Source organism: Lactobacillus sp. B4026 (assembly GCF_026535825.1).
Lineage (GTDB): Bacteria > Bacillota > Bacilli > Lactobacillales > Lactobacillaceae > Lactobacillus > Lactobacillus panisapium.
Window position 1 is genome coordinate 167594 of the sequence record NZ_JAFNPD010000001.1, and the last position, 25885, is coordinate 193478.

General features: G+C 37.9%; 27 protein-coding genes. 19 read left to right on the forward strand and 8 right to left on the reverse strand.

From position 1 onward, the window contains the following. The first annotated feature begins 5 nt into the window (after positions 1–5). The 5 genes from J3U69_RS00930 to J3U69_RS00950 all read left to right on the forward strand — a co-directional run bounded on the left by J3U69_RS00930 (position 6) and on the right by J3U69_RS00950 (position 5560). The gene (locus tag J3U69_RS00930) at positions 6–929 is read left to right on the forward strand and encodes a YihY/virulence factor BrkB family protein (protein WP_103752061.1); all 924 of its coding nucleotides are present in this window, start codon (positions 6–8) and stop codon (positions 927–929) included. 61 nt (positions 930–990) lie between these two features. Continuing rightward, positions 991–1887, forward strand: coding sequence for a UTP--glucose-1-phosphate uridylyltransferase GalU (gene galU / locus J3U69_RS00935; protein WP_103752062.1), 897 nt, complete (start codon positions 991–993; stop codon positions 1885–1887). Positions 1888–2027: 140 nt separating this feature from the next. Next, entirely contained in the window at positions 2028–3179 is a 1152-nt protein-coding gene (locus J3U69_RS00940) for a thiolase family protein (protein ID WP_103752063.1), read from the forward strand. A gap of 1 nt (position 3180) precedes the next feature. Next, a complete protein-coding gene (locus J3U69_RS00945; RefSeq protein ID WP_267412755.1) occupies positions 3181–4413 on the forward strand; it encodes a hydroxymethylglutaryl-CoA reductase, degradative in 1233 nt (410 codons plus the stop codon). After that, positions 4397–5560: a hydroxymethylglutaryl-CoA synthase gene (locus tag J3U69_RS00950; protein ID WP_267412756.1), complete on the forward strand. Its 1164-nt coding sequence runs from the start codon at positions 4397–4399 to the stop codon at positions 5558–5560. Before J3U69_RS00945 ends, J3U69_RS00950 begins: the two co-directional genes overlap by 17 nt. Before the next feature lie 92 nt (positions 5561–5652). On the opposite strand, the gene J3U69_RS00955 is transcribed toward J3U69_RS00950, so the two are convergent. Beyond that, positions 5653–5937: a hypothetical protein gene (locus J3U69_RS00955; RefSeq protein ID WP_103752066.1), complete on the reverse strand. Its 285-nt coding sequence runs from the start codon at positions 5935–5937 to the stop codon at positions 5653–5655. A 51-nt stretch (positions 5938–5988) separates the two neighbouring features. On the opposite strand from J3U69_RS00955, the gene J3U69_RS00960 reads away from it, so the two are divergent. Continuing rightward, positions 5989–6966: an alpha/beta hydrolase gene (locus J3U69_RS00960; RefSeq protein WP_416381929.1), complete on the forward strand. Its 978-nt coding sequence runs from the start codon at positions 5989–5991 to the stop codon at positions 6964–6966. Positions 6967–7272: 306 nt separating this feature from the next. Here the strand turns inward: J3U69_RS00960 and rlmD are convergent, their stop codons facing one another. Then, entirely contained in the window at positions 7273–8649 is a 1377-nt protein-coding gene (gene rlmD / locus J3U69_RS00965; protein WP_267412757.1) for a 23S rRNA (uracil(1939)-C(5))-methyltransferase RlmD, read from the reverse strand. Positions 8650–8775: 126 nt separating this feature from the next. Here rlmD and recX point away from each other — a divergent pair, with 126 nt between their 5' ends. Both recX and J3U69_RS00975 read left to right on the forward strand, forming a co-directional pair. Next, positions 8776–9591 (forward strand): recombination regulator RecX, encoded by an 816-nt coding sequence (gene recX / locus J3U69_RS00970; protein WP_267412758.1) that lies wholly within the window; start codon positions 8776–8778, stop codon positions 9589–9591. 8 nt (positions 9592–9599) lie between these two features. Further along, positions 9600–10076 (forward strand): hypothetical protein, encoded by a 477-nt coding sequence (locus J3U69_RS00975; RefSeq protein WP_267412759.1) that lies wholly within the window; start codon positions 9600–9602, stop codon positions 10074–10076. A 3-nt stretch (positions 10077–10079) separates the two neighbouring features. Here J3U69_RS00975 and J3U69_RS00980 read toward each other — a convergent pair whose 3' ends face one another. After that, positions 10080–10541 (reverse strand): hypothetical protein, encoded by a 462-nt coding sequence (locus tag J3U69_RS00980; protein WP_103752071.1) that lies wholly within the window; start codon positions 10539–10541, stop codon positions 10080–10082. 101 nt (positions 10542–10642) lie between these two features. Here J3U69_RS00980 and J3U69_RS00985 point away from each other — a divergent pair, with 101 nt between their 5' ends. Both J3U69_RS00985 and J3U69_RS00990 read left to right on the forward strand, forming a co-directional pair. After that, the gene (locus tag J3U69_RS00985) at positions 10643–11512 is read left to right on the forward strand and encodes a hemolysin family protein (protein WP_220220938.1); all 870 of its coding nucleotides are present in this window, start codon (positions 10643–10645) and stop codon (positions 11510–11512) included. Next, positions 11512–13083, forward strand: a complete 1572-nt coding sequence (locus tag J3U69_RS00990; RefSeq protein WP_267412760.1) for a peptide chain release factor 3 — start codon at positions 11512–11514, stop codon at positions 13081–13083. The genes J3U69_RS00985 and J3U69_RS00990 overlap by 1 nt, the downstream gene beginning before the upstream one ends. Before the next feature lie 30 nt (positions 13084–13113). On the opposite strand, the gene J3U69_RS00995 is transcribed toward J3U69_RS00990, so the two are convergent. Together J3U69_RS00995 and J3U69_RS01000 are read right to left on the reverse strand one after the other, a co-directional pair. Then, a complete protein-coding gene (locus tag J3U69_RS00995) occupies positions 13114–13395 on the reverse strand; it encodes a DUF1827 family protein (protein ID WP_103752074.1) in 282 nt (93 codons plus the stop codon). A gap of 122 nt (positions 13396–13517) precedes the next feature. Beyond that, positions 13518–15722, reverse strand: coding sequence for an ATP-dependent Clp protease ATP-binding subunit (locus J3U69_RS01000; protein WP_220232906.1), 2205 nt, complete (start codon positions 15720–15722; stop codon positions 13518–13520). A 168-nt stretch (positions 15723–15890) separates the two neighbouring features. On the opposite strand from J3U69_RS01000, the gene J3U69_RS01005 reads away from it, so the two are divergent. The 6 genes from J3U69_RS01005 (at position 15891) to J3U69_RS01030 (ending at position 20535) form a co-directional block, all read left to right on the forward strand. Continuing rightward, complete coding sequence (locus J3U69_RS01005; protein ID WP_220220940.1) at positions 15891–16073, forward strand: hypothetical protein; 183 nt, start codon at positions 15891–15893, stop codon at positions 16071–16073. Between the two features lie 112 nt (positions 16074–16185). Next, entirely contained in the window at positions 16186–16452 is a 267-nt protein-coding gene (locus J3U69_RS01010) for a phosphocarrier protein HPr (RefSeq protein WP_220220941.1), read from the forward strand. Next, the gene (gene ptsP / locus J3U69_RS01015; protein WP_267412761.1) at positions 16452–18185 is read left to right on the forward strand and encodes a phosphoenolpyruvate--protein phosphotransferase; all 1734 of its coding nucleotides are present in this window, start codon (positions 16452–16454) and stop codon (positions 18183–18185) included. Before J3U69_RS01010 ends, ptsP begins: the two co-directional genes overlap by 1 nt. A gap of 206 nt (positions 18186–18391) precedes the next feature. Beyond that, entirely contained in the window at positions 18392–18790 is a 399-nt protein-coding gene (gene spxA, locus J3U69_RS01020; protein ID WP_220220943.1) for a transcriptional regulator SpxA, read from the forward strand. Positions 18791–18898: 108 nt separating this feature from the next. Further along, entirely contained in the window at positions 18899–19612 is a 714-nt protein-coding gene (locus J3U69_RS01025; RefSeq protein ID WP_220220944.1) for an adaptor protein MecA, read from the forward strand. Between the two features lie 74 nt (positions 19613–19686). Continuing rightward, positions 19687–20535, forward strand: a complete 849-nt coding sequence (locus J3U69_RS01030; RefSeq protein ID WP_267412763.1) for a competence protein CoiA family protein — start codon at positions 19687–19689, stop codon at positions 20533–20535. Here the strand turns inward: J3U69_RS01030 and J3U69_RS01035 are convergent. Both J3U69_RS01035 and J3U69_RS01040 read right to left on the reverse strand, forming a co-directional pair. Beyond that, entirely contained in the window at positions 20521–21156 is a 636-nt protein-coding gene (locus J3U69_RS01035; RefSeq protein ID WP_220220946.1) for a DsbA family protein, read from the reverse strand. The two genes, J3U69_RS01030 and J3U69_RS01035, sit on opposite strands and share 15 nt — an antisense overlap. A gap of 94 nt (positions 21157–21250) precedes the next feature. Next, positions 21251–21874, reverse strand: coding sequence for a CYTH domain-containing protein (locus tag J3U69_RS01040; protein WP_267412764.1), 624 nt, complete (start codon positions 21872–21874; stop codon positions 21251–21253). 505 nt (positions 21875–22379) lie between these two features. Between J3U69_RS01040 and J3U69_RS01045 the strand changes: the two genes are divergently transcribed. The 3 genes from J3U69_RS01045 to J3U69_RS01055 are packed head-to-tail and all read left to right on the forward strand — an operon-like array spanning position 22380 to position 24695. Next, positions 22380–23009 carry a GTP pyrophosphokinase gene (locus J3U69_RS01045; protein ID WP_103752084.1) on the forward strand — a complete coding sequence of 210 codons (630 nt, stop codon included), beginning with the start codon at positions 22380–22382 and terminating at the stop codon, positions 23007–23009. Continuing rightward, a complete protein-coding gene (locus tag J3U69_RS01050; RefSeq protein ID WP_220269359.1) occupies positions 23009–23815 on the forward strand; it encodes an NAD kinase in 807 nt (268 codons plus the stop codon). Before J3U69_RS01045 ends, J3U69_RS01050 begins: the two co-directional genes overlap by 1 nt. Continuing rightward, positions 23802–24695, forward strand: coding sequence for an RluA family pseudouridine synthase (locus tag J3U69_RS01055; RefSeq protein ID WP_267412765.1), 894 nt, complete (start codon positions 23802–23804; stop codon positions 24693–24695). Before J3U69_RS01050 ends, J3U69_RS01055 begins: the two co-directional genes overlap by 14 nt. A 59-nt stretch (positions 24696–24754) precedes the next feature. On the opposite strand, the gene J3U69_RS01060 is transcribed toward J3U69_RS01055, so the two are convergent. After that, positions 24755–25789, reverse strand: coding sequence for a lactonase family protein (locus J3U69_RS01060; RefSeq protein WP_267412767.1), 1035 nt, complete (start codon positions 25787–25789; stop codon positions 24755–24757). Between the last annotated feature and the right edge of the window lie 96 nt (positions 25790–25885).

Below are 25885 nucleotides of genomic sequence, written 5' to 3' on the forward strand. Positions count from 1 at the left end.
ATTGAATGGGTAGAAAAATCGGCGCAGCCAAACAACGTATCTCTTTGTTTTACAAGACAGTTTCAGCTAAATTTACGCAAGGCGAAGTCTTAACTAGCGCAATTGCAATTGCTTATTATGTGCTGTTTTCAATTTTTCCGTTAATCATTATTATTGGAAACATTTTGCCCCTTTTTCGGATTAATACGGCACCTATTGCTAGTTACCTTAAGTTGATTTTTCCTGATCGAATTGCGGGATTCATTATGCCAATTATTGATTCCTTGTTAAAAAGCAATTCTACAGGGTACATTTCGTTTGGTATTTTGCTTGCCCTTTGGTCGGTATCTTCTCTTGTTAATGCGATTCGAATAGGGATGAACCGAATCTATGGCGTACGTGACATTGAATTACGTCAGAAATGGCAGGTAACTGTTTGGACGCGTTCCATTACCATTATGTTGACCAACCTGATGATTTTGGTTTTTGCTTTACTTAGTTTAACTTTGATTTTTGGTCAGCAAGTACTTGAATTCTTACGACCGATTTTTTCTTTTTCAGTAGGCGAGATTGAAAAGGTCTTTAACTACCGTTACCCGGTGATTGGGATCATCTTGATCAGTGCTTTATACTATTTAAATTATTTTTTACCAAACATAAAACTAAAGAAACGGGTTATCTGGCCAGGAGTTTTTACGACTCTAATTGGTTGGCTAATTTTATCTTGGCTGTTTAGTTATTATTTACATAACTTCCACATTAGCTGGGAAAATTACGGAATAATCGGGACCTTTATTATTTTCATGTTATGGCTTAATATTTCTTCCATCCTCTTTTTGCTTGGAACTTGTGTCAATGCTGCAATTGTGACGATAAACTATGGTCAAGTGCAGTATTCGGTAGGACATTTAGCTGAATATGTGCAAAGAAAGCGCCACCGGAAAGACTAGATTCTTCCAGTTTAATTTGCTATATTAGGTTTTAGGAATTTTAAAAGAAAGTGTATAAGGTATGAAAGTAAGGAAAGCGATTATTCCTGCTGCAGGACTTGGTACGCGGTTTATGCCAGTTACCAAGGCGATGCCAAAGGAAATGTTGCCAATAGTAGATAAGCCGACAATTCAGTTTATCGTTGAAGAAGCAAAAAAGTCCGGGATTGAAGATATTTTAATTGTGACCGGAAAGAACAAGCGCTCCATTGAAGATCATTTTGATTCGAATCCTGAGCTTGAGCAAAACTTGCAGGAAAAGGGTAAAACCGGCCTGTTAAAGATGTCGCAGGCGATCACCCATCTTGGAATTAATATTTATTACACTAGACAGCCATATCCAGCTGGTCTGGGCGATGCAATTGCCCGGGGTCGCAGCTTTGTTGGGGATGAGCCTTTTGTTGTAATGCTGGGCGATGACCTAATGATGGACAAAGAGCCACTTACTAAACAATTGATTAATCGCTACAATGAAACTCACGCCTCGACCATTGCGGTAATGCCTGTTCCGCATGAGGAAGTTTCGAAATATGGCGTTATTGAACCTGATAATGAAATTATGCCTGGACTAATTAACGTTAAGTCATTTGTTGAAAAGCCTGCAATTGACCAAGCACCAAGTGACTATGCGATTATTGGCAGGTATTTATTAACTCCTGAAATCTTTGCAATACTTGCGGAACAAAAGCCTGACAAGGGCGGTGAAATTCAATTAACCGATGCCATTGATACCATGAATAAGACACAACGCGTCTTTGCCCATGTCTTTAAGGGTGTACGGCATGATGTCGGGAATAAAGAAAATTATCTGGAGACTTCAATTGAATATGGTTTGCAACACCCTGAGACTAAAGACCAGTTGCGGCAATACATTATTGACTTAGGGAAAAAGCTGCAGGCACAAAATAAGAAAAAATAATTAAATAACAAAATATTGGAAACCACTGCAAAGTGGTTTCTTTTTTAGGTAAAATTTTTCTAAATCTAATTCGATTTACTACTTTTAACTAGCAAATTTAGGTATTATGCAACTTGAATATTTTGCTAGGAGAATAACTAATGAAAGATATTTATGTTGTTGCTGCTAAAAGAACGCCGTTTGGTCGTTATCGTGGCTTATGGAATGATCAAGATGCAACCAGTTTAGGTGAACTCGCTCTAATTGAAACCCTTAAAAGCATTAATTTGGATCCCCAAAAGCTTGATGCTTTATTCATGGGTAATGTTTTAGGGGCTGGCTTAGGGCAAAATATGGCGCGCCAAGTCGCTTTGGATGCTGGCATGAAAGAAACAAGCAGTAGTGTTACTGTTAATGAGGTTTGCGGTTCGAGCTTAAAAGCTGTGCGCTTAGCCCAGGGCCAAATGGTCATGGGTGATTTTGATTTAGTCGCAGTTGGTGGAGCCGAAAGTATGACGAATGCTGTTTATTTTGCACAAGATAAATCTGGGCAGGATATGAAAAGTGAGATGCTTACTAACGGATTAACCGATGCCTTTTCAGGGATGCCAATGGGTTTAACAGCGGAAAATATTGCGGAAAAATGCCACATTTCAAGAACAGAAATGGATGAATTTAGTTTGCGGTCTCACCAAAAAGCGGTTGCTGCAAGAAAGAACGGCTATTTTGATCGTGAGCTAATTAAGGCGGATTCTAACAGTGAACGAATTGTTTATGATGAAAATATTCGCCCAGATACTAATATGGCGGCTTTGAGTAAGTTAAAGCCAGTATTTAAAGAAAATGGTTTAGTTACTGCTGGCAATGCATCCCCGTTAAGCGATGGAGCCAGCATGATAATTTTGGCAACGGCTGCCAAGGTGGAAGAATTAGGCTTGAAACCATTGGCTCGTCTTGGTGCCTTTGCTGAATCAGGCAATGACCCAGCATACATGGGTTTTGCACCTTATTTTGCAGTGCAGAAGTTGCTTAAGGAAACGACCAGTCGGATCGAAGATTTCGATATTATTGAGTTAAATGAAGCATTTGCTGGTCAATGTGTTGCACTCGAAAAAGCCTTGGCAATTCCAGCGGATAAGTTGAATATTGCTGGGGGAGCAATTGCATTAGGCCATCCACTAGCCGCAACGGGAACCCGAATTCTAGGAACAGCGATTAACGCTTTGGAACATGTGAAGGGTAAAAGAGCTTTGGTAACCTTGTGCATTGGTGGAGGTCAAGCAATTGCTTGCGAATTAACTAGAGATTTTTAAAATGACGAAGTTTTATGAATTATCCCCTGAAAAAAGACGCGCGCTTTTATCTCAGGAAGGCATCGAATTAGATGAGATTGAGCCAGCTATATTACACGAACTCGATCAATTGAGTGAAAATGTTATCGGACAATTACGTCTGCCAGTGGGTGTCGTCCAAAATTTACTCGTAAATAACAAAAGCTATTTAGTTCCCATGGTAACTGAGGAGCCTTCGGTTGTTGCTGCAGCCAATCACGGGGCAAATCTTTTTGCCCAAAATCATGGAGTCAAGGCGCACAGTCAGCGTGACGGCATCTATGGCCAGATAGTTTTGCAAGAGAATTCGGGTTTTGTGCAAGCTAATTTACAAAGAGAATTGCCTAATTTAATTGCCAAGGCAAATACTAAATTTCACAGTTTGGTTGCTCATGGCGGCGGAGTCCGCCAAATTGATGTGCAAGAAACTACCGGGCAACTGGTTTTTTTAAGAGTATTAGTTGATCCGGCGGAATCAATGGGTGCAAACCGTGTTAATTCAATTTTAGAATTTATGGCGAACCAATTGAGCAGCTTTCCCGGGATAAGCTGTAAGCTTTTTGCAATACTATCTAATTATCCGAGTCAATTTACTGAAGCTAAAGCCGAATTGGATGTAGCTACAGTTGGTGGCGTTGCTACGGCCAAACGCATAGCATTATTAAGTCAAATTGGCGAAGTTGATCCTTATCGGGCCGTGACTAATAACAAGGGCATTATGAATGGTGTCGACGGAGTATTACTGGCAACAGGTAATGATGTTCGCGCAATTGAAGCTGCCTGCGGAGTCTGGGCTAATAACAAAGGCCATTACCACAGTCTCAGTAAATGGACAGTCGAAAATGACAAATTGCTTGGAAAAATTGCGTTACCCTTAGCAATCGGAACAGTTGGTGGCTCCATCAGCGCCCGCAAGGATGTTCAACAAAACTTTCGGCTTTTGGGTAAGCATATTTCAAGTGCGGAATTGGCGAATGTGATTGCTGCAATCGGCTTGGCCAATAATCTGGCCGCTCTTTTAGCAATTGCGACTAAGGGAATTCAAGCAGGTCATATGAAATTACAAGCCAGAAACATCGTTGCTAATTTGGAGGCAACTGTAGAAGAAAAAGAGCAGGTAAAGAAAAGAATGTCTGCTGCAAATAAGTATTCTGTAAGTGATGCTAAATGTTTTTTGGCTAAGATAAGAGAGGAAAATAATGCAAGTAGGAATTGACAGAATTGGTTTTTATACGCCGAATAAATATGTTGATATGGTTGATTTAGCACATGCACGCGGTGAAGATCCCAATAAATTTTTAATTGGAATTGGGCAAAGTAAAATGAGCGTTGCGGACCAGACGCAAGATGCCGTTTCAATGGGGATTAATGCTACTCTGCAGTATCTTGATCAAATTGAACGCAACAATGTTGGGTTATTAATTATCGGAACTGAAAGTGGTGTTGATCAATCAAAGTCAGCGTCATTATTTGTGAAAAGTGCGCTTAAGCTTAACCCAGATGTTCGCACTTTTGAAGTTAAAGAAGCGTGTTTTGGTATGACCGCTGGAATTATGATTGCACGTGATTATGTTCGACTTCATCCGCATCATAGTGCGCTTGTTATTGGTAGTGATATTGCGCGCTATGGTGTCAAAACCGGCGGTGAGGTCACTCAAGGAGCTGGCAGCGTCAGTATGCTAATCAAGGCTGAACCGCAAATATTGGCATTAGAAGATGGTCATAGTGCATACAGTGCAGATATCAATGACTTCTGGCGTCCCAATGATTCGGCCGTGGCCCTCGTTAATGGCAAGTATTCAAAAGAAGTTTACTTGGACTTTTTCCAGCGTACTTTTAAATCCTATCAAGAAAAAACAGGAATAAAGACAAGCGCATTCTCGGCCCTAATTTATCATTTACCATTTGTTAAGATGGGTTATAAGGCCAATCAACTTGCAATCGCGGGGCAGGACGCAAGTACGACCAAGCACTTAGAAGAAAACTTTACGGCTTCAGCTAAATACAGTCGTGAAGTTGGTAACGTATATACGGCCTCGCTTTATTTAAGTTTGTTAAGTTTGCTTGAAAATGGTTCGCTTGAACCTGAGGCATTAGTAGGACTATTTTCGTATGGGTCAGGTGCGATGGGCGAATTTTATGCTGGTCGCGTTGTGGCTGGCTATCAAAATGTCTTAGACGCAAATGCTACCCAACAAATGCTTAAGCGGCGGCAAAAGCTTACCATTGCCGATTATGAACAAATTTTTAATGAGGCATTGGTTTTGCCGCAAGATAATATTGAACTTAATAGTGACGAAGAGCCCGGTTACTGGTATTTTGCCGGGACAAAAGATCACGTCCGGCAATACAAGCAAAAATAACGTGGTGCTCGGATTTAAACGCTAAAAATTAATGTAATAAACAACAGCAACTGTCAAATAAAAACCGCCTTGCTATAAAAGCAAAGCGGTTTTTATGTCAGTTTAACTAAATTGTTTTCGGGAACAATTTGAATGCCGTAAACATTGATTTTTTCTTGCTGGTCAATGATATATAACGGAATATTGCGACCGTGAAGATTTTTAACCAGTTTAGTCATTTTGGCTTTAGTCATCGGCTTTTGACCAGGGTAAAGTAAGCATGCACTGCTTGAAATTTTAAGTTTTGCCAAGGGTTTGATTTGCTGATGAACTGTTAAAAAGATGTTGATTTGATCATTCAAATCATTGGTGAGTTGCAATAAATCTATTAATCTCATTATAGTCATTCCTATACAACTTAAAAGTGTTATACTATTGATATTAATTTTTTGAAAAAGGTGGCTTTATCGTTGAAACAATTAAAGCACAAAAAGCTTTTGCTTGCACTAATCGTTATCATTTTGCTAATTTGCATCGGATTTGTTAGTGCAGGATTTTATTTCTTTAAAGTGGCTTGTGTGCCTGGTCCAAAGAGCTTCTTAAGTTCTTCAAGTAGCAAACTGACTAAGTCGGATCCACTTTATCATGAAAAGAAATGGTTTAGAGATTCTACGAAACAAAAGTGGCATATTAAATCAGCAGATGGGCAGTACCAGTTAACGGCAAATTACCTTCCATATCATAATTCTAACAAAACAGTAGTTGTTTTACCGGGTTATATGGATACAAAAGAAGATATGGGTGAATATGATGCACTATTTCACAAAATGGGGTATAACACGTTAACGCCTGATCCACGTTCTCAGGGACAGAGTCAGGGAAAATATATTGGTTATGGCTGGCCGGAAAAGAATGATGTTAAAAAATGGATTGAATTTCTTTTACAGAAGAAAGGCCAACAACAGCAAATTGTTGTTTACGGTCTAAGTATGGGTGCTGCTACTGCGATGATGGTTAGCGGACTGGAGCTTCCGCACCAGGTAAAGGCTTTTGTCGAGGACTGTGGTTATACCAGCGTAAAGGATGAAATTGAGCACGAGGCAAAGGCCTTGTATAATATGCCAGCTTTTCCACGTTTTCCTTTAGTTGAAATCCTAAGCGGTATTAATAAAATGAAGGTTGGCTATTTTATGAAAGATGGTTCAAGCATCACTCAGCTCCACAAAAATCACCGGCCAATGCTATTTATTCACGGTGATCGAGATAAATTTGTTCCAACAGAAATGGTGTACCAAAATTATCGTGCGACAAGAGGTCCCAAGAAGTTATGGATAGCAGCGGATTCTGCTCATGCCAAGTCTTTTGCCAATCATCCCAAGGCATATCGTAAACATATTGAGAACTTTTTAACAAAGTACGTTAAATAACAGGCAAAAACTTTGCAAGCGTTTGCACAAACTGCTATGATGTAATTGTGGTTAGGGGTAATGACGTAAACAAGGTTTTATCTCCATAATTTGTATATTGTCAAAGTAAAGTAAAAAATATGTAATGATATAATTTAAATTTTCTATAGTTTGGAAAATTAGTGATTTTCAAAGATAAATGTTGGCTGCTCAGACCGCTATTAATATCAGTCATTATTTACCATTGTATCTACAACACAGTAATATGCCTCATCCACTAACAAAAATAGTTGTCGCATTGCGACAACTATTTTTTATTCGCTGATTTTAGCGCAAGGTTAATTTAACGACACATTCACAACGCGGTGTTTGTGGCAGCATATCAACATTTTCGATTAACCGCACGTTATAAGCTTCACTAAGTAAAACTAAATCCTGGGCTAAAGTTGAAGGGTTACAAGAAATATACACAAAAGTTTTAGGTTTAACCTTGAGTAAAGTCTTAATTAACCGTTTAGCCAGACCAGTTCTCGGCGGGTCGACGATTAAAGCATCAATTGGAACGCCATTTTGCTCTAATTCAGGTAGTACCTTTTCGACACTTCCCTGAATATAATTAGCATTTTTTAAATGGTTCAATTCAACGTTATGATTGGCATCAGCAACCGCCTCGCCAATAGTTTCGATTCCGATAACTTGCTTAACTTGGTCTGCCGCTAATATTCCTAACGTGCCAACGCCACTATAGGCATCAATTAAAGTGTCTTCAGGAGTTAAGTCTAAAAACTTGAGGGCTTTTGAATAAAGGGTGGCAGTTTGAACCGGATTTAGCTGAAAGAAAGCGCGCGGCGAAAGAGCAAATTGTTTACCTAATATTTCATCAATAATTTGGTTTTTACCGGCAAGTTTTTCTGTCTTATTACCCCAGACTTGCGGATTGCGCCAATCAGTCTCATTTTGGTAAACACTCACGACATTTGGTAATTTCATAATTTCACTGCTTAGTTCAAGCAAGTTTTTAATTTTATGACCAACAGTAATTAGTGTTACTTGAATTTCTTTAGTGGCTTGAGCTTGACGCACAACTATTGTTTTTAACCCATCAGTGTGGCGGTAAGGGTCTGCAATGGTAACATGCAAGCGCTCAGCTAATTCCTTAATTTGCCGTTCTGTTTTTTGCGTTGCCACGCTTTGAGTAGGCATAACTGGTAAGTCGTATAACTGGTGCGAATTTGGCGCAAATAAACCCAATTTGGTTTTGCCGTGGTCGCGTTCAATTTGATATTGGGCCTTATTCCGGTAGTGCCAAGCATCAGGCGCTGGTATAGTCTTCTTAACTTTATACTTGCTAAAACCGCGGGGATGATATTTTTTAAGTGCTTCTAGCACGTTGTCACGTTTAAATTCGAGTTGCTTGTCGTAAGATAGGTGAGCCAATTCAAGTCCGCCGATTGCAGGATCAACCCCTTTAGGGTATGCTACCCGGTCGGGACTTTTTTCCTTAATTCGGACAAGTTCCGCTTCAATGTAGTGCGGGTATTCCCTGTTAATTTTGGCTACTACTACTTCATCAGGTAAAGCACCAGGAATAAAAATAATTTTCTTACGGTAATAGCCAATTCCTTCACCGTTTATTCCTAAGCGTTTAATAGTGATGATAACGTCTTTTTCTTTAGTTTCTTTTTGGTTAAATTTTCGGTACATTCTTTTTCTTTCTACAATTAAAACGTTAAAATGATAACAATTTATTGTACTACCTAAGAAAAGTTTTTAGCAAGAATGAAAGAAATTTGCTAGCATGGACATAGACTAATAGAAAGGTGAACCAACATGCCAATAATTACTAAGGTTAGCAGCCAAAAACGTCCTGGACGCTATAACATTTTTTTGGATGGTAAATATGCATTTTCAGCCAGTGAGCAAACCGTTGCGGAATATGTGCTCTTAAAGGGGCAGGAACTAACTCCGGAAAAAATAGCAGAAGTTAAGCAATATGATGCAGATGCCAAGGCTACTAATTTAGCTTCACGGTATTTAAATTACGAGCCGCGAACGGTCTTTGAGGTTTTGCAATATTTACAGCAACATCAAATTGATGATGAACCTGCACAAAATGCAGTGGCTCAACTGACCGAAATGGGCTTCTTAGATGATCAAAAATATGTCGAATTAACCATCAGGCAAAATCTGCGAATAGGAACCGACGGCCCGCTGAATTTAACGCAAAAACTGTTGAAAAAGGGAGTGGATCCCGAAATAATTCAGGTAGGGTTAGACGAAATTGCCGATGAAGAGTGGCAAGATGCAGGAATGCGAGTCTTAAAGTCAATGAAAAGCAAGGTGGGGAAGCTAGCTCAGCGTGAGCTTGAGCGCAAAATGCGTACGAAACTTATAAGTCATGGCTTTTCCAGTGCATTGGCCGGGGAAATTATTGCCAGTCTTGATCTTGAACAAAATGATGAGGAACAATTAGAAGCGCTAAAAAAGCAAGGCGTGAAAGCTTACAAGCGCTTTCGACGTTTGCCAGAAAGTGAACGTCAAGCAAAGATGCGTAATTATCTGTTTACGCATGGCTTTTCTAGTAGTGAAATTGATGCCTTTTTGGCGGGAGAGATTATTCCGCTTGATGAATTAGCTGAATATTAGGAGTACTTATGCAAAAATTACAAGAAGAAATTACTTTTGTTGGCCGTCCTTTTTCTGATCAAATGATTGATGAGCAAAAGACATATAATAACTGCAACATCGAGCTTGAACAAGATCAGCAGTTTCAACAATTTTTAACGGATAATGAACTAACCAATCGTAGTAGCATGGTAGTTTTTGGACCAGAAAATTTCATGTACTGGTATGGCGTGCTCACATCAGAAGTAACTGAGCTGCCACAAGGATTAATGAAATTTACGCTCCCTAAGGCTCAGGTGGCGGTTGAAGAACAGAAGCAGCAAAATCAATCCTTCTTTGCCCAGCCCTTAAACATGGTGATTCCGCAGTTTCTTCAAACTGTGCGCGAACAAGGAATTCAAACATATGAAAACCCTGGGGACAGTTTGACACCTTATTTTGTACAAAAGCTTGATTTAGAAACAAAAAAACTGACCCAGATGCTCTATCTGGAAGTCAGTCAGTAGATATTAATGCTGTTTAGGGTCGATTGACAGATTATCATATTCAACATAAGCGCCCAAGCAGGTTGATAATAGCATGATTAAAAAAACAATGCCCACGGATTTACCAACAATTTGGTCTAGGGTAAGAAAAGCACGCACGACGAAAGTGGCGGCAAAACAAAGAATAAAATCTAAGATAACGTTTGCCATTTGCAAAAGAGGGCGCCTTCTAATACTGAAGAAACGTAAAAGCTGCTTTAAAATACCATCATCAACTTCAACAGCTAATAGGTCAACTGGACGCTGGATTGTGGCTTTGATTGCAAACATAATTAAGGCGCCAACGAAAGCCCCAATAGATGTTCTAAATAAGTCAGCTGAGTGCAGGACTAAAGCATTATAGCCAATTCCAATTATCGTGAGGCTGCACAAGTAGGGGATTAAAAGTAAAAAGGTAAAAACAAGTAAGACATGACTTTTTTTCATTAAATAAACCTCATTTCTTACGTGCTATTCTAACATATCATGTGAGTACATGATATAATGTTGATATTAAATTTGTTATTTAAAGAAAGAGAGAAATTAATATGGCTAGCGACCCTGACAAGGGGAATTTATTTAATTTGTTAAAAAATAAATTTTCCCCTGCAAGTGATGAAGAAACTAAAGAGCATTTAACAGCGGAAATTAAAAACTTACACGATAATCACAAAGTAAGCGATACCGAATTTTCAATGTTAAATAATGTTTTGGACTTCCAGGGACGAATGGTTCGTGAAGTCATGGTGCCACGAATCGATGCTTTTATGGTAGATTATGGTGACAGCTTGCAAGATAACCTCAAGGAAATCTTGCGCGAGCCTTATTCGCGGATTCCTGTCTATCAACAAGACAAGGATAAAATTATTGGCGTTATTCACATTAGAACTGTTTTACGCAAGGCCTGGGAAAAGGGCTTTGCCAATATTACTTACCAAGATGTAATGAATCCACCGCTCTTTGCGCCAGAAACAACAGACTTAAGTGAATTGTTAGTTGAAATGCAACAAACGCAGCAACAGTTGGCAATTTTAACAGATGAATATGGTGGTGTTGTTGGTATTGCCACAATTGAAGACTTAATTGAAGAGATTGTGGGCAATATTGATGATGAAGTTGATCATACGGAAGTTTTATCTGAAAAAATTGCACCTAATAAGTATGTAATTTATGGTAAAATGCCCCTTGATGACTTTAATGATCAATTTGGAACCGATCTAGAAATGGAAGACGTTGACACGATTGCTGGTTATATGATTACCAAGTTAGGAATTATCCCAGCTAAAGGTGAAAAACTGTCTGTCAAATTAGATAACGGAATGGTATTGACAACACGCAGAATGATGCGGTCAAGACTACTCACTGTCTTATTAACCATACCGGATAAAGGGCAAAAGGAAGAAGAGCAGAAAAATTAATGAGTGAACAACTAACGGATAAAGTTAATAAAAGAAGAACATTTGCTATCATTTCGCACCCTGATGCAGGGAAAACTACGATAACGGAGCAAATGCTTCTTTTTGGTGGTGTAATTCGCAGTGCTGGTACGGTTAAGGCACGTAAAACCGGTCATTATGCGACTAGTGACTGGATGGAAATTGAAAAGCAGCGTGGTATTTCGGTTACGAGTTCTGTTATGCAGTTCGAGTACGACGGTAAAAGAATTAATATTCTTGATACCCCAGGACACGAGGATTTTTCTGAAGACACGTACCGGACATTAATGGCGGTTGATTCTGCCGTAATGGTAATTGACTCTGCCAAGGGTATCGAACCGCAAACAAAGAAACTGTTCAAGGTCGTTAAACAGCGTGGCATTCCCATTTTTACATTTATGAATAAACTTGATCGTGATGGTCGACCACCGCTAGATCTGATTGCTGAACTTGAAGACCTTCTTGGAATTGAAGGAGTGGCAATGAATTGGCCAATTGGTTCAGGTCAAACACTTCAAGGATTATATGACCTTGCAAACAATCAAGTTGAATTGTATCACAAAGATGGTCCAGATCGGTTTTTGTCCTTAGATCAAGATGGTAATCTTGCAGAAGATGAACCACTTAGTCAAAATCCGCAATTCCAGGATACGCTTGGAGAAGTTGAACTTATCAAAGAAGCAGGTAACACTTTTGACCTTGCTAAAATTATCAAGGGTGATCAAACCCCTGTTTTCTTTGGTTCAGCTTTAACCAATTTTGGGGTTGAGACTTTCCTTAAAAGCTTTGTAAAATTAGCTCCGGCTCCGCAAGAGCACGTTGTTAATAAAGATCAAACGCTTGCGCCAGATGACGAAGAATTTTCTGGTTTTGTTTTCAAAATTCAGGCTAATATGAATCCCAATCACCGGGATCGGATTGCTTTCATTAGAATTGGTAGCGGTGAATTTCAAAAGGGGCTTGATGTCACTTTAGCCAGAACGGGGAAGCCAATCCGGTTGAATAATGCAACTGAATTTATGTCAAGTGAACGTGTCCAAGTTTCTGATGCAGTGGCTGGTGATATCGTCGGCTTATACGATACTGGCAACTTTCAAATTGGAGATAGTATTTATGCTGGCAAGAATAAAATTGTCTATCCTCCTTTGCCAGAATTTACTCCCGAGCTTTTTGTGCGGGTAACTGCTAAGAACGTAATGAAACAAAAGTCATTCCACAAGGGAATGACACAATTGGTTCAAGAGGGGGCAATTCAGCTTTACCGTAATTATCAAACTGACGAGTACATTTTAGGTGCCGTTGGTCAATTGCAGTTTGAAGTATTCAAATTCAGAATGAAAAATGAATATAATTCCGAAGTGGAATTAAATAGTTTAGGCCACCGGGTTGCCCGTTGGATAGACCCAGACCAGCTAGATCCTGCCATGTCGAATAGCCGGAACTTATTGGTTAAAGATCGGTATGATCAACCACTATTCTTATTTGAAAATCAGTTTGCTGAACGCTTTTTCCAAGACAAGTATCCAGATGTAAAACTAACAGAAAAATTGTAAACAAAAAAGAGAGACATCCGTCTCTCTTTTTTACTTGTCAATATGAATTTCGATTAAGTGTTGACTTTTGTCGAAGGTTACCACGTACGAAGGATCTTGCTCTTTGATTAATCGCTTAATTACAAATTCTGCTTCTTCCTTACGTATACGACGATCGTGGTTCTCCAAGGCAATTCCGATCGCATCATTACTTTCGGTATAGATGACAGAAGTATTGCCTAATGAATAAACTTTGACATAATTAACATTAGTCGAATTCAATTGACTGTGAACTAGATCCTTATAACTATTGGTTACATCTATTAAATGCATGGATTTCACCCGTTTCTTCTAGTAGTTCTTAATTTAGTATAACGCTATTTTAAACAATTTTCTCTATTAAAAAATAATATTTATTGTAATTTATCCAAAACTACTAGCTTAAATTAAAGTAATTAATCTTCGTCTGTTGCGCTATGCACAGATTCGGCATTATCTTGTTCACTAATTATGATTTGCTTATCTGATACACTGGCCAAAAGATTTTTAGCAGCTGGGTGATCTAGCTTATAATCAGCGACTTTATCTTCGATTTCTTCTTGAATAATTCGCCGTAAAGGACGTGCACCCATAGCAGGATTGTATCCATCTTCAACTAATTTTTCTTTAGCATCATCGGTAACAGTAATTTGCATTCCTTGATTCTTAACCATACTGTTAACTTCATTTAGCATTAAGTTAACAATCTTGATTAAGTCTTCCTTAGATAATTCATTAAATTCAATGACATCATCTAGTCGGTTTAAAAATTCTGGTTTGAAGAATTGGCTCATTGAATTTCTAGCGGAGTCGGGATGTTCACTAGAATTTTCAGCAGCAAATCCGACACTGGTTTGTTTAATTCCTTGACCAGCATTAGACGTCATAATAATGATGGTATCTTTAAAGGAAACCGTCCGTCCTTGTGAATCAGTTAAACGGCCATCATCCAAAATTTGCAAGAATAAGTTCATCACTGAAGGATCGGCTTTTTCAATTTCGTCTAATAAAATTAAACTATAAGGATTGCGCCGAACTCGTTCCGTTAGTTGACCTGCTTCTTCATAACCAACATAGCCAGGTGCTGATCCAATTAATTTCGAAACTGAGTATGACTCCATATATTCCGACATATCAAAACGAATCATAGCGTCTTCTGAACCAAACATTTGCTTGGCGAGTTGCTTAGCAAGCTCAGTTTTACCTACACCCGTTGGACCAACAAAGAGAAATGAACCAATGGGGCGGCCCGACTTGTTAAAGCCAATCCGATTTCTGCGAATTGCGCGGGCAACCTTATCAACCGCCTTATCTTGACCAATTACATGTGCTTTTAAGTTTGAAGCAAGATTTTGTAGTTGGCTTTCTTCTTGTTTTTGTAAGTCGCCAACAGGGATGCCTGTTTTTTCTTCGACAATCTTGTTCATGATCTTGCTAGTAATAATTGGTGACTTATCAGGATCGACTTTTTGATCTTTCATCTTATTGTATTTTTCGATTTGATCTCGATAATAAGCGGCTTTTTCGTAGTCCTCATTTTTAAGAGAATCCTGCTTTAATTGCTGTGCAGCATCAATTCGTTCCTTCATTTTATCCTTATCAACATAAGGAATTGTCAAATTCATGCGAGAACCAGCTTCATCAAGTAAGTCGATAGCCTTGTCGGGCAAGAATCTATCTTGAATATAGCGCTCAGATAATTCAGCAGCAGCTTTGATTGCATCATCCGTGTAGTGAACATGGTGATAATCTTCGTAGCGCTTTTGAATTCCTTTTAAGATTTGAATAGTCTCCGCTACTGATGGTTCCTTAACATCAACGGGTTGGAACCGCCGAGCTAAAGCGGAATCTTTCTCAATTTCACGGTATTCTTTTAAGGTTGTTGCACCAACAAGCTGCAAGTCACCACGAGCCAGTGCGGGTTTAATAATATTTCCGGCGTCCATTCCACCTTCAGCATTACCAGCACCAACAATTTCATGAATCTCATCAATAAATAAGATGATGTCATCGTGATCTTGCAGTTCCTTGATAAGTTGCTGCATGCGCTGTTCAAATTGGCCACGAATTCCGGTGCCTTGAACAAGTGAAACAACATTTAATGAAATGATTCGTTTATCTTGTAATTTGGCTGGTACTGAACCGTCCACAATTTGTTGGGCCAAGCCCTCTACGACAGCAGTCTTACCAACACCAGCCTCACCAATTAAGACCGGGTTATTTTTGGTTCTTCTGTTTAAAATTTCAATGACACGCGCAATTTCTTTGTCGCGACCAATGACGGGATCAATCTTACCTTTTTTCGCTAATGCAGTTAAATCAGTACCGTATTGATCAAGTAGTGAGCGTCCATTTCCACCGTTATTTGGATTACCAGGATTACCTGGGTTCATTCCCGGATTGTTAGGATTGCCATTCATTCCGTTATTGCCGTTACTAAAGTTAAATAAATCGTTAAAATCGCCAAAGAAACCATTATTATCATTACTCATATTAATATTTCCTTGTTGTTGAAGTTCTTGATAGCATTGTTGACATAAATTAATTTCGCGGCTTTGCCCATTGACCTTTGCAAAAAGGTGAATTGAGGCAGGTCGCTTTTGACAGTTTTGACAAAGCATTATGTTATACCGCCTTTCTTTTCAATGATTAAATTATATAATTAGCACTCGCAATAATCAAGTGCTAAAACTTAAAACCTTTTCTGTCTACATAGTAAATATGCTAAAATAAGCCTTAGCAATTTTTTTGCTAAGGATGGAATATGTTTTATAGAAACGGTGGTAAAGTTGGATTATCAAGAAATTCTGGAGCAGTTAGCAAATGGTGAATTGGATCATTATGAAGTTAAACCTGAAGAAGCGTTTGATTTTCAAGCTGCTTTAAGATCTTTTGGTAAAAGACAGAATATAACTGGAAAAGCCTTGCGAGGAGGCAAAATAGTTTACACGCAATCAAAGTCTGAACTTTAATGATGTAAACTGTTACATTTATGTTGTCTAATTCACAAAAAAATGATAGTCTAATACAGGAATAGGTATTTACTACCGGTTTGATTTTTTCAATTCAAAGGAGATATTTATAATGGAAAAACGCGATTTTCATGTTATTGCAGAAACAGGTATTCATGCTCGTCCAGCAACTTTGTTAGTTCAAGCTGCTTCAAAGTTTGGTTCAGACATCAACCTTGAATACAATGGCAAGTCAGTTAACTTGAAGTCAATCATGGGTGTTATGTCACTTGGTGTTGGTAAGAATGCCGATGTTACTATTAGTGCTGATGGTGATGACGAAAAAGACGCAATTGCTGCTATTTCTGAAACAATGAAAAAAGAGGGTTTGGCTGAATAATGACCAAGACATTAAAAGGAATTGCTGCAAGTGATGGTATTGCTGTAGCACCAGCCTATCTCTTGGTTGAACCTGATCTTACTTATACAAAGACGACAATTAGCGACGTTGACAGTGAATTGGCTCGTTACAAAAAAGCAATTGAAGTTTCAACTGCAGAAGTTGAGCAAATTCGCGACAGCGCTAAAAAGAGCTTAGGTGAAGATGAAGCCCAAGTCTTTGAAGCACATTTGATGATTTTGAATGACCCTGAATTTACGGGTGCAATTGAAAATGAAATCAAGGAGCAAAAGATCAACAGCGAAGCTGCGTTAGATGAAACTGCTCAAAAATTTATTACAATTTTTGAAGGAATGACTGATAACGCATATATGCAACAACGTGCTGCGGATGTTCGTGATGTTTCTAAGCGAATTATGGCGCACTTGCTTAACAAGGAATTGCCTAATCCTGCTTCAATTGATCATGAAGTTATCGTTGTTGCACACGACTTAACTCCAAGTGATACTGCGCAATTAAACAAAAAGTTTGTCAAAGGTTTTGTAACCGATATTGGTGGTCGGACTGCTCACTCAGCAATCATGGCTCGTTCATTAGAATTACCTGCTGTTGTCGGTACTGATTCAATTACTAAGGACGTGACTAATGGTCAAAATATAGTTGTTGATGGTTTGAACGGTGACGCTGTAATTGAACCAACTGATGAACAAGTAGCTGATTACAAGAAGAAGAGTGACGCTTTCTTAAAGCAAAAAGCTGAATGGGAAAAATTAAAGAATGAACCTTCAGTAACTGCTGACGGGAAGAAATTCACGATCGCTGCTAACATTGGTACTCCAAATGATATGGCTGGTGTAAATGCCAATGGTGCTGAAGCTGTTGGTTTATACAGAACAGAATTTTTGTACATGGATTCTAAAGATTTTCCAACTGAGGAAGATCAATTCGAAGCTTATAAAGAAGTTATCGAAGGAATGCATGGCAAGCAAGTCATTATCAGAACCATGGATATCGGTGGTGACAAGCACCTCGATTACTGGGACTTACCTGAAGAAATGAACCCATTCTTGGGCGTACGTGCAATTAGACTGTCATTGCAAAATGAGGAAATCCTCCGGACACAGTTACGTGCTTTATTGCGTGCATCAGCATTCGGTAAGCTCGGAATTATGTTCCCAATGATTGGTACTTTAGCTGAATTGCGTAAAGCTAAGTCAATTTTGGCTGAAGAAAAAGATAAATTAACTAAGAAGGGCGTAAAGGTTGGCGAAAATCTTGAAGTAGGAATGATGATCGAAGTTCCTGCTGCTGCAGTTTTAGCTGATCAATTTGCCAAGGAAGTTGATTTCTTCTCAATTGGTACTAATGATTTGATTCAATACACAATGGCCGCTGATCGTGGAAATGATAATGTTTCTTACCTGTATCAACCTGCCAATCCTTCAGTATTACGCTTAATTAAGCACACAATTGATGCTGCTCATGAAAATGGCATTTGGTGTGGCATGTGTGGTGAAGCCGCTGGCGACAACACAATGTTCCCAATCTTGCTTTCAATGGGACTTGATGAGTATTCAATGAGTGCTACTTCGATTCTGCGAATCAGAAGTTTAATGAAGAAACTTAACACTGAGGACATTAAGGAATTAGCTAATAAAGCTTGTTTTGTTTCAGAAACTGCTGAAGAAAACGAGAAATTAGTTGACGAATTAATGAAAAAAGTGAATAATTAACTATGAAGAATGAAAGGGACGCATTAATAAATATTAATGGGCCCTTTTCGTTTTCTTTACCTTTTCTTGAGGAAAAATTCACAGTTTATTCACTTTTACAAGGTAACATGGAATTATAGATAGTATTACAAATATTGCTTACAAAAAGGAAGTAATATGATATAATACGAGTATTGAAACAATGTGTTCAAAGGAGCGTGAATCACATGGTAAATTTATACATATCTCCAAGTTGTACCTCATGTCGTAAAGCCAAGGCTTGGCTAAGAAAGCATAATATTGATTTTAAGGAAAGAAATATATTTTCTGAACCTTTAACCAAAGAGGAACTTATTCAGATTTTACGGATGACTGAGAACGGTACAGAAGAAATTATTTCTACACGTTCCAGAGCATTTCAACAATTAAAAGTTAATTTAGATGACTTATCGATTGATCAGCTACTGGATTTAGTGGAAAAGAATCCAAGCCTTCTAAGACGACCGATTATTATGGATGACCGTCGTCTTCAAGTTGGATACAATGAAGATGAAATTAGACGGTTTTTGCCAAGAAAAGTACGGCGTCTTGAACTCGAAGAGATGCAAAAAATCGCTGACTTATAATAGGTTAAGCAGTGAAGAAAAAAGCGTTGGTTTTTTAAACTAACGCTTTTATTTTATTCGTAAAATACGCTACAATATAACAAAGGATCTGATGGAGGTGAAGAACTCATGCAAGTAGAACATATTAATGAAAATACTATCCGCGTGAGGATTAATAAAGCCGAGTTAGAAAAGCGCGGTTTAAAAGTTCTAGATTTGCTGGGCGATAAAGACAAGATCCAACAATTCTTTTATTCAATTTTGGATGAAATTGATACTGACCATTCGTTTAGTCAAGATGCTCCCGTTACTTTTCAGGTAATGCCGAATAATGGTGGCTTAGACTTATTAATTACTAAGACTACTGAAAAGGATCGTGACAAGCTATCTAAGCTGTTTGAAAACGACTTTGGTGATTTGAAAAAAAGCAAAATTACTGACTCACGGCGCTCATTTCTTGATTTAGAAGATGATGACGCAAATAGTGCTGACACAAACGATTCTAACAAGCCAAAAGTTAAAAAAGATTTTTGGAAGTTGCAGAAAAAACAAGCTTACAGTTTTAATGACTTTAATGAAGTAACGGAACTTGCAGATAGCTTATTAGCCAGTGATCTTTCTTCAAGCCTTTATTTTGAACGTGGGTTGTTTTATCTTGATTTAGCATTTACAGATGAAAATTACGTTGAAATTAAACCAGAAGATGCTTGGATTATTGCTAACGAATACGGTACAAAAGTAAAAGCGACTGATATGGCTCGGGTTAGAACAACGGGTAAGTGTTTAATTGAACGTGATGCCCTTGGACAGTTACGTCATTATTTTAGCCATTTGAAGCACTAATAATTTATTTGAATAAAAAGTAAAAGGCAAGTGAATCTTGCCTTTTTTTGCGTACTTAATAATGGGTGAAAATTATGTATGCAGCTTTTTGGAATAATAAATTAGTGACCGCAATTGATGAAGCAGAAAAAGTGAAAAATGCACTAGTTAAAAAGAAGAAAAATCATTATTTTTGTCCGCATTGCTCTCAAGAAGTGCAGCTAGTGGTAAAGGCTGGTACTGCTTATTTTAGGCATCAACCAGGAGAGGTTAATTTGGCTGGAGAAAAAGATGAGCATGCACGAAGTAAGAACCTACTAAAAATTGCTCTTATGCAGGCAAAATTCAGTGCACAAACAGAGGTAACTTTAGCTTCTGGTCAACTAAGGGCAGACGTTTTAGCAAGTCCCAGGTTGGCATTTGAAGTCCAATGTGCGCCTTTAAGCGAAGCAGAATATAATCATCGCCATCTCTTATACAGGCAAAATGGAATTAAAGATATCTGGCTAGTAGGCAAACGGCATTATTTAACGCGAGAAATAAAAAAGTCACAACTCATTTTCTTTCGTGAAAATAAGTTGTGGCATAATTATTATTTTGAAATTAACCCTTATCAAAAAATTTTACGGTTAAAGTTTAACGTCCAACGTGAGCCTTTAACTAACCGTATCCAGTATCAGTCAACGAATTTTGCTTTAAGTAAGAGTGGACTATGGCAATTGTGGCACTTTCAGCCCCAATTAATCACTTATCATGTTGACCCGCGAGCACAAAAAAGCTACTTGCAAACACAAATAATGCAAAAAAGCACTAAAGGCTTGCGCATTGCTGCTCAACTTTACCAAAACCACCTGACAATTAATGATCTGCCTAATTGGGTTTATGAACGATTCAGACCAGTAAAGTCACCCGACAACATCACATTATTCTTACATCAAGCGTAAATGTCGTGTTGGGTAATAGCTATTTTCTTCTTTTGGTTCGTCAGGAATTTGATTACAAGCACTATTTTTGAAAAGTGCAATTAACTTATCATGAGCTACAATTCCTTCAAGTAAAATTCCGTTATAATTACCACTTTCATTAAAAATAATTGTTGTTGGTATATTCTTAACGTTAAATTTACGGGCAAGATCTTTGTCTTGCTGAATGGAATCATCAACGTATTTACTTATTTTAGAACTATTAATGCGATTAAAATCTAACCCTAAATCTAATGCTACCTGCTCAGGTAAATCCTGTGAGTAAACATTAAAATCGCCACTAACAGCTTTTTGTAAGCTAACTAAATAGCAACGTGCTTTTCTATTACCATATTCGAATTTAATTGCATGGTAATTACGTAATGCTTGATAAGAAGCCATTGTGTATTCCGGAATATCATTTATAATTTGTCCGCTAGTTTTTCTTCTAATGATGTCTTCTTTAATGACTTTCGAATTCGTAACGGGAATAAAATGAAAGCAGGAATTTATGTTGAGTTCGTCAATTGCGTCCTTGATTAATACTTCCGTATCATAACAATATAAACCAATGGGATTGACAAAAAGAAATATCTCAAACATGATCAGGCTCCTCCATAACTTGATTAATCTTGATTATTTAATTAAATATAACTCTACCAAATATCTATCCTATAACCAAAAAATATACTTTCACTTACATTTTACCACGATGTTTGAAAGCGCGTGCAATTTTTGCTTGGTTTGTATTAGAAAAGTTTTGTACGATATGATACTTATCTTTTAATTTTGCTAGAACTGCTTTAATTAGCTCAGGATCAGGATTTTCAATTTCTAATTCATAGTCCTGATAACCGTCAGGGTATTGGCTTTTGTCAAAAGTTAACTCGCAATCTTGCGGACCAACTGCCAAAATTCGCTTGGTCTTACTGTATGTTTGCAGGTGTAATTGACTAGCAGCAGCAAAATGACTTTGTAAAAAATGACCAACATTTCCACTGAAAGAAATTTCTTGCAGCTGAGCACTTTGCTTTATAAGATTTTGGGCTTGCTCAAGTGGCAGTGAATCATTAATCTCTGTTGCCTCATGAAATTTTTGTTGGACTGGGTTTTGATGCGGAACTTTGAGTGTTTGTTCCGCACTATTATCAAAGAGCCGGATCCGGCAGCTGATATTATTATCCTTTAGTAAGCCATTGTTTGTGTCAAAGTAATAGTTTTCCTGGGTAAAGCAGGTTTTGATATTAAAATCACCACATAGTTGTTGGTAAACTTGCTCAGGCAAAATTATTTTAGCTTCGATTTCATTATTTTTTGACATCCGACTATCCTTTTCTTTTAATAAATATTGATCAAGGCTTGATTTTACGTTAAAACGAAGTTCAGCTTTAACAAAAGTAGGCCCTCATCAAAAAGGTGCATTTTTCATGTATCTATTATCAGATTTGAAAAAGTACGAACGTGTAAACATCGTTTAGCTCAGTTTGCATTGTTAAAAACACGTAGTTTGTTTACTCTTAATTATAATGTATCAATGTTTATCATTTTGTACCTTTTTTACTTTAATAGTCAAAAAATTGGTTTGAAAAATAATAAAAAGGGAAGATTAGGACTAATCTTTTAACACAGATTAATAAATTTATCATAATTTTAGATTATCGTTTATGTCGCGTTGCTTTAGTAGCAAAAAAAGCAAAAAGTACTGCAATCAGGGCTTTTTGGTAAAAGCAAATGCTTAACTTTTGCATAATTAGCTTGTCTGAATGAAATTGCTATCATTTGTTTTATGTTAAAATGAATGTGCTGTAGAGAAAGGAATTATTTCTATGAATATTGACTGGGATAATTTTTTGTGGCCTTATAACGAGGCTGTTCGTGAATTAAAAGTAAAGTTTCGGTCCTTGCGTCAAAGTTTTTTGACCAAGGGTGAACACTCGCCAATTGAATTTGTGGTTGGACGAGTAAAAACAGTAGATTCAATCAAAGAAAAAATGGAACGTCGTGTAATCAGTCCCGATGTAATTGAGACTGATATGCAGGACATTGCTGGCATTAGAATTGTTTGTCAATTTGTTGATGATATCTATAAAGTAGTGGATTTAATCCATGATCGTGATGACATGGAGGTCTTAGAAGAGCGTGATTATGTTAAAAATGCTAAACCTTCAGGCTACCGCTCTTATCACATGGTTATTTCTTACACCGTTTATTTACCCGAAGGATCAAAAAAATTATTAGCAGAAATCCAAATTAGAACTTTAGCAATGAACTTTTGGGCAACCGTTGAACACACCCTAAATTATAAATACCAGGGTTCTTACCCAGAAGACATTTCTAAAAGATTAAAGTCAACTGCAGAAACGGCTTATAAACTTGACGAAGAAATGTCTTTGATTAAAGATGAGGTTCAGGAAGCCCAAAAGATTTTTACCAAAAATAAAGGTAAGGAAAAATAATGAGGATTACAATTGCTCATAATAATAATGCAGAGACGCTTAAGGTTGTGGCCCATTTAAAAAATGCCCTCGAAGTAAAGGAGGGCGTTGTTTTTGATGCTAAATATCCTGATGTTGTAATAACAGTCGGGGGTGATGGTACTCTAATCAACGCTTTCCATCGTTATGAAAATCAAATCAGTTCAATTCGGTTTATTGGTATTCATACTGGTCATCTAGGCTTTTATACTGATTGGCAAGCTCAAGACGTTGATAAAATGGTCGATGCTCTTTTTTTGCGTGAACCGGAATCTGCCAAATATCCGCTTCTTGAGGTTGAATTAGTCACGGAGTCTAATGAGAAAAAACATTATATAGCTCTTAATGAATCTGCGGTTAAGCGTATTTCACATACATTAGAAGCTAATGTTTATATTGATGGGCAGCTGTTTGAAAATTTTCGTGGGGATGGACTTTGCATTTCCACACCAACTGGTTCCACGGCTTATAATAAATCGCTTGGTGGGGCGGTAATTCATCCTCGGCTCAAGGCTCTGCAGATGGCGGAAATCGCTTCAATCAATAATCGTGTTTTTCGAACGCTTTCCTCACCAATCGTAATTGCCCCCGACCAGTGGATTACAATTATTCCTAATTCGGCCCATTTTGTAATGACAGTTGACGGAAGCAAGTTGGACCTGCATAATGCTAAGAAGATTAATTATCGTATCTCCAACAAAGAAATTCGCTTTGACCGCTTTGGTCATACTCATTTCTGGTCACGTGTTCAAAGTGCCTTTATAGGTGGTAAAGATGACTTTATTTAAATTGATTGTACAAACAAAGGCCCCCAAGCAATTAGGGGCTTTTTTAATGAAAAACGGTTTTTCAAAAAAAGCGGTAACCGATGCTAAAAACAATGGTGGTTTAATTTTAGTTAATCACAAACGGCGCTATACCAATTTTGTACTTCATCCACAAGATGAAGTCATTTTTGTTCCCGGCAAAGAAAAGATCAATCCGTGGCTGCAGCCATCCTATCAGCCCATTGATATTGTCCAAGAAACTAACGACTATTTAGCTATTAATAAGCCGGCTGGCGTGCTTTCAATTCCTTCGCGTTATGATGATAATGCATTAGTAAACCGTGTCCTAGGTTACTTTGACCAGCAAAAAATCTTAGGAAGTAAGCCTCATGTGATTACCCGATTAGATCGCGATACATCGGGAATTGTTTTAATGGGTAAGAATGCCATTGCCCATGCGCGTTTTAGCAAGCTCAGTAAAGATGATTTTGTTAAAAAATATCACGCACTTGTTCACGGTAATTTTAAAGCCAATGAAATGTGTGGCATTATTAGGCAACCAATCGGCAGTACTAAAGAAACGGTCAAGCGCTTTATCGATCCTAACGGTAAAAAAGCTGTCACGGCCTACCAGGTTCTTAAGCAAGCTCCTGGAATAAGTTTGGTTGAGTTACGGCTATATACCGGTCGAACACATCAGATTCGGCTTCACATGCAGTCTTTGGGTCATCCTTTATTTGGCGATCCGTTATACGGTATTAAGGATGAGTTTAATCGGCAAGCACTCAATTGCTTTTACGTCTCTTTTCCTGATCCCTTTAGGGCAAATAAACGTGTGCAAATCAGAGTTCCTGATCCGCCAGATATGCAGCAATTATGGCAAAAGAAGCAAAAAGCATAATAATTAAGGCATAATAAAAAGAGTTGCACCAGCAACTCTTTTTTAGTAGCTTGATTTAGTTATTCACTGAATAAAACCCTCGTCCCTTCAGGTACGTAGATATCTTTTTGAATTGGGGTTAAGCACCCATCTTTGGCATTGCGCTTATATAAAGTTGCATTGTCAGAGTTTTGGTTAGTGGCAACAACAAACTGTTCACTTTCATCCCAGTTAAAGTCTCTCGGAAATTCGCCAAAAGTCGATACCCGTTGACGTAATTGGAGTGTATGATCATCGTTAACTGCAAAAACAGTAATTGAATCATGACCACGATTAGAAACATAAATAAATTTACCATCGTGGCTAATTTTAATTGCGGCAGCACCATTGTGATCGGTAAAGTCGTCAGGAATAGTTGAATAAGTGGCAATACTTGTAAATGTCCAATCACTCTCAGAAAATTTAACAACGTTAACTTTACTTGAAAGCTCACCGACAACGTAAAAATAATTACCATCAGGGCTGAAAACGATATGTCTGGTTCCGAAGCCGGGCTCATTTTGGTACTTGGCTAAGTGTTCCAGATGATTGTCTTTGAGACGGTAAAAGTCGACGCAATCATTACCCAAATCACAGCTAACCAGGTTTTTCTTCGGTGTTTGGTCAAAAAAGTGGGGGTGTGGTCCGTCTGCTTGTTCTGGCTTTGGTCCAAGAGTGTCGGCAGTGTGGGTAACGGAATCGATTAAGCTCAATTTGCCTTCGTCAGTATATGAAAAAACAGCTAAGACAGCGGTATGATAATTGGCTGTATAGAGCAATTTATCTTTACGATTAATGCCAATATAAGCTGGTGATGATCCAGGTGTTAAGTATGAATCCTTTTCTTGATATGCGCCGTTAACTAATTGGAAAGCGCTAATGCCGCCTTTATCACCCGCATTATTAATTGTAAAAATTAAATCGCCATCCTGAACAAAATAAGTAGGGCCGCCGACCTTGATAACTTCTCTAGCGTCTCCAAGCTCGACTTCTAATCCTTTTTTAGAATTGTACAGTGGCAATTCATAAATACCAGTAGCTTTCTTTTTAGTATAGCCACCAATTAATAGCTTCATTTATTAAGCCTCCATCTCAAATTTTGGTTTTATTATCTAATAAGATTAGTATAGCATGACATTTATTTGTAAAAAATTTGAATGGTTCGATCACCT

What these genes read in the sequence shown, in the direction of transcription:
- J3U69_RS00930 (WP_103752061.1), top strand. Translation starts at nt 6, where the DNA reads ATGGGTAGAAAAATCGGCGCAGCCAAACAACGTATCTCTTTGTTTTAC.
- galU (WP_103752062.1), top strand. Translation starts at nt 991, where the DNA reads ATGAAAGTAAGGAAAGCGATTATTCCTGCTGCAGGACTTGGTACGCGG.
- J3U69_RS00940 (WP_103752063.1), top strand. Translation starts at nt 2,028, where the DNA reads ATGAAAGATATTTATGTTGTTGCTGCTAAAAGAACGCCGTTTGGTCGT.
- J3U69_RS00945 (WP_267412755.1), top strand. Translation starts at nt 3,181, where the DNA reads ATGACGAAGTTTTATGAATTATCCCCTGAAAAAAGACGCGCGCTTTTA.
- J3U69_RS00950 (WP_267412756.1), top strand. Translation starts at nt 4,397, where the DNA reads ATGCAAGTAGGAATTGACAGAATTGGTTTTTATACGCCGAATAAATAT.
- J3U69_RS00955 (WP_103752066.1), bottom strand. Translation starts at nt 5,937, where the DNA reads ATGAGATTAATAGATTTATTGCAACTCACCAATGATTTGAATGATCAA.
- rlmD (WP_267412757.1), bottom strand. Translation starts at nt 8,649, where the DNA reads ATGTACCGAAAATTTAACCAAAAAGAAACTAAAGAAAAAGACGTTATC.
- recX (WP_267412758.1), top strand. Translation starts at nt 8,776, where the DNA reads ATGCCAATAATTACTAAGGTTAGCAGCCAAAAACGTCCTGGACGCTAT.
- J3U69_RS00975 (WP_267412759.1), top strand. Translation starts at nt 9,600, where the DNA reads ATGCAAAAATTACAAGAAGAAATTACTTTTGTTGGCCGTCCTTTTTCT.
- J3U69_RS00980 (WP_103752071.1), bottom strand. Translation starts at nt 10,541, where the DNA reads ATGAAAAAAAGTCATGTCTTACTTGTTTTTACCTTTTTACTTTTAATC.
- J3U69_RS00985 (WP_220220938.1), top strand. Translation starts at nt 10,643, where the DNA reads ATGGCTAGCGACCCTGACAAGGGGAATTTATTTAATTTGTTAAAAAAT.
- J3U69_RS00990 (WP_267412760.1), top strand. Translation starts at nt 11,512, where the DNA reads ATGAGTGAACAACTAACGGATAAAGTTAATAAAAGAAGAACATTTGCT.
- J3U69_RS00995 (WP_103752074.1), bottom strand. Translation starts at nt 13,395, where the DNA reads ATGCATTTAATAGATGTAACCAATAGTTATAAGGATCTAGTTCACAGT.
- J3U69_RS01000 (WP_220232906.1), bottom strand. Translation starts at nt 15,722, where the DNA reads ATGCTTTGTCAAAACTGTCAAAAGCGACCTGCCTCAATTCACCTTTTT.
- J3U69_RS01010 (WP_220220941.1), top strand. Translation starts at nt 16,186, where the DNA reads ATGGAAAAACGCGATTTTCATGTTATTGCAGAAACAGGTATTCATGCT.
- ptsP (WP_267412761.1), top strand. Translation starts at nt 16,452, where the DNA reads ATGACCAAGACATTAAAAGGAATTGCTGCAAGTGATGGTATTGCTGTA.
- spxA (WP_220220943.1), top strand. Translation starts at nt 18,392, where the DNA reads ATGGTAAATTTATACATATCTCCAAGTTGTACCTCATGTCGTAAAGCC.
- J3U69_RS01025 (WP_220220944.1), top strand. Translation starts at nt 18,899, where the DNA reads ATGCAAGTAGAACATATTAATGAAAATACTATCCGCGTGAGGATTAAT.
- J3U69_RS01030 (WP_267412763.1), top strand. Translation starts at nt 19,687, where the DNA reads ATGTATGCAGCTTTTTGGAATAATAAATTAGTGACCGCAATTGATGAA.
- J3U69_RS01035 (WP_220220946.1), bottom strand. Translation starts at nt 21,156, where the DNA reads ATGTTTGAGATATTTCTTTTTGTCAATCCCATTGGTTTATATTGTTAT.
- J3U69_RS01040 (WP_267412764.1), bottom strand. Translation starts at nt 21,874, where the DNA reads ATGTCAAAAAATAATGAAATCGAAGCTAAAATAATTTTGCCTGAGCAA.
- J3U69_RS01045 (WP_103752084.1), top strand. Translation starts at nt 22,380, where the DNA reads ATGAATATTGACTGGGATAATTTTTTGTGGCCTTATAACGAGGCTGTT.
- J3U69_RS01050 (WP_220269359.1), top strand. Translation starts at nt 23,009, where the DNA reads ATGAGGATTACAATTGCTCATAATAATAATGCAGAGACGCTTAAGGTT.
- J3U69_RS01055 (WP_267412765.1), top strand. Translation starts at nt 23,802, where the DNA reads ATGACTTTATTTAAATTGATTGTACAAACAAAGGCCCCCAAGCAATTA.
- J3U69_RS01060 (WP_267412767.1), bottom strand. Translation starts at nt 25,789, where the DNA reads ATGAAGCTATTAATTGGTGGCTATACTAAAAAGAAAGCTACTGGTATT.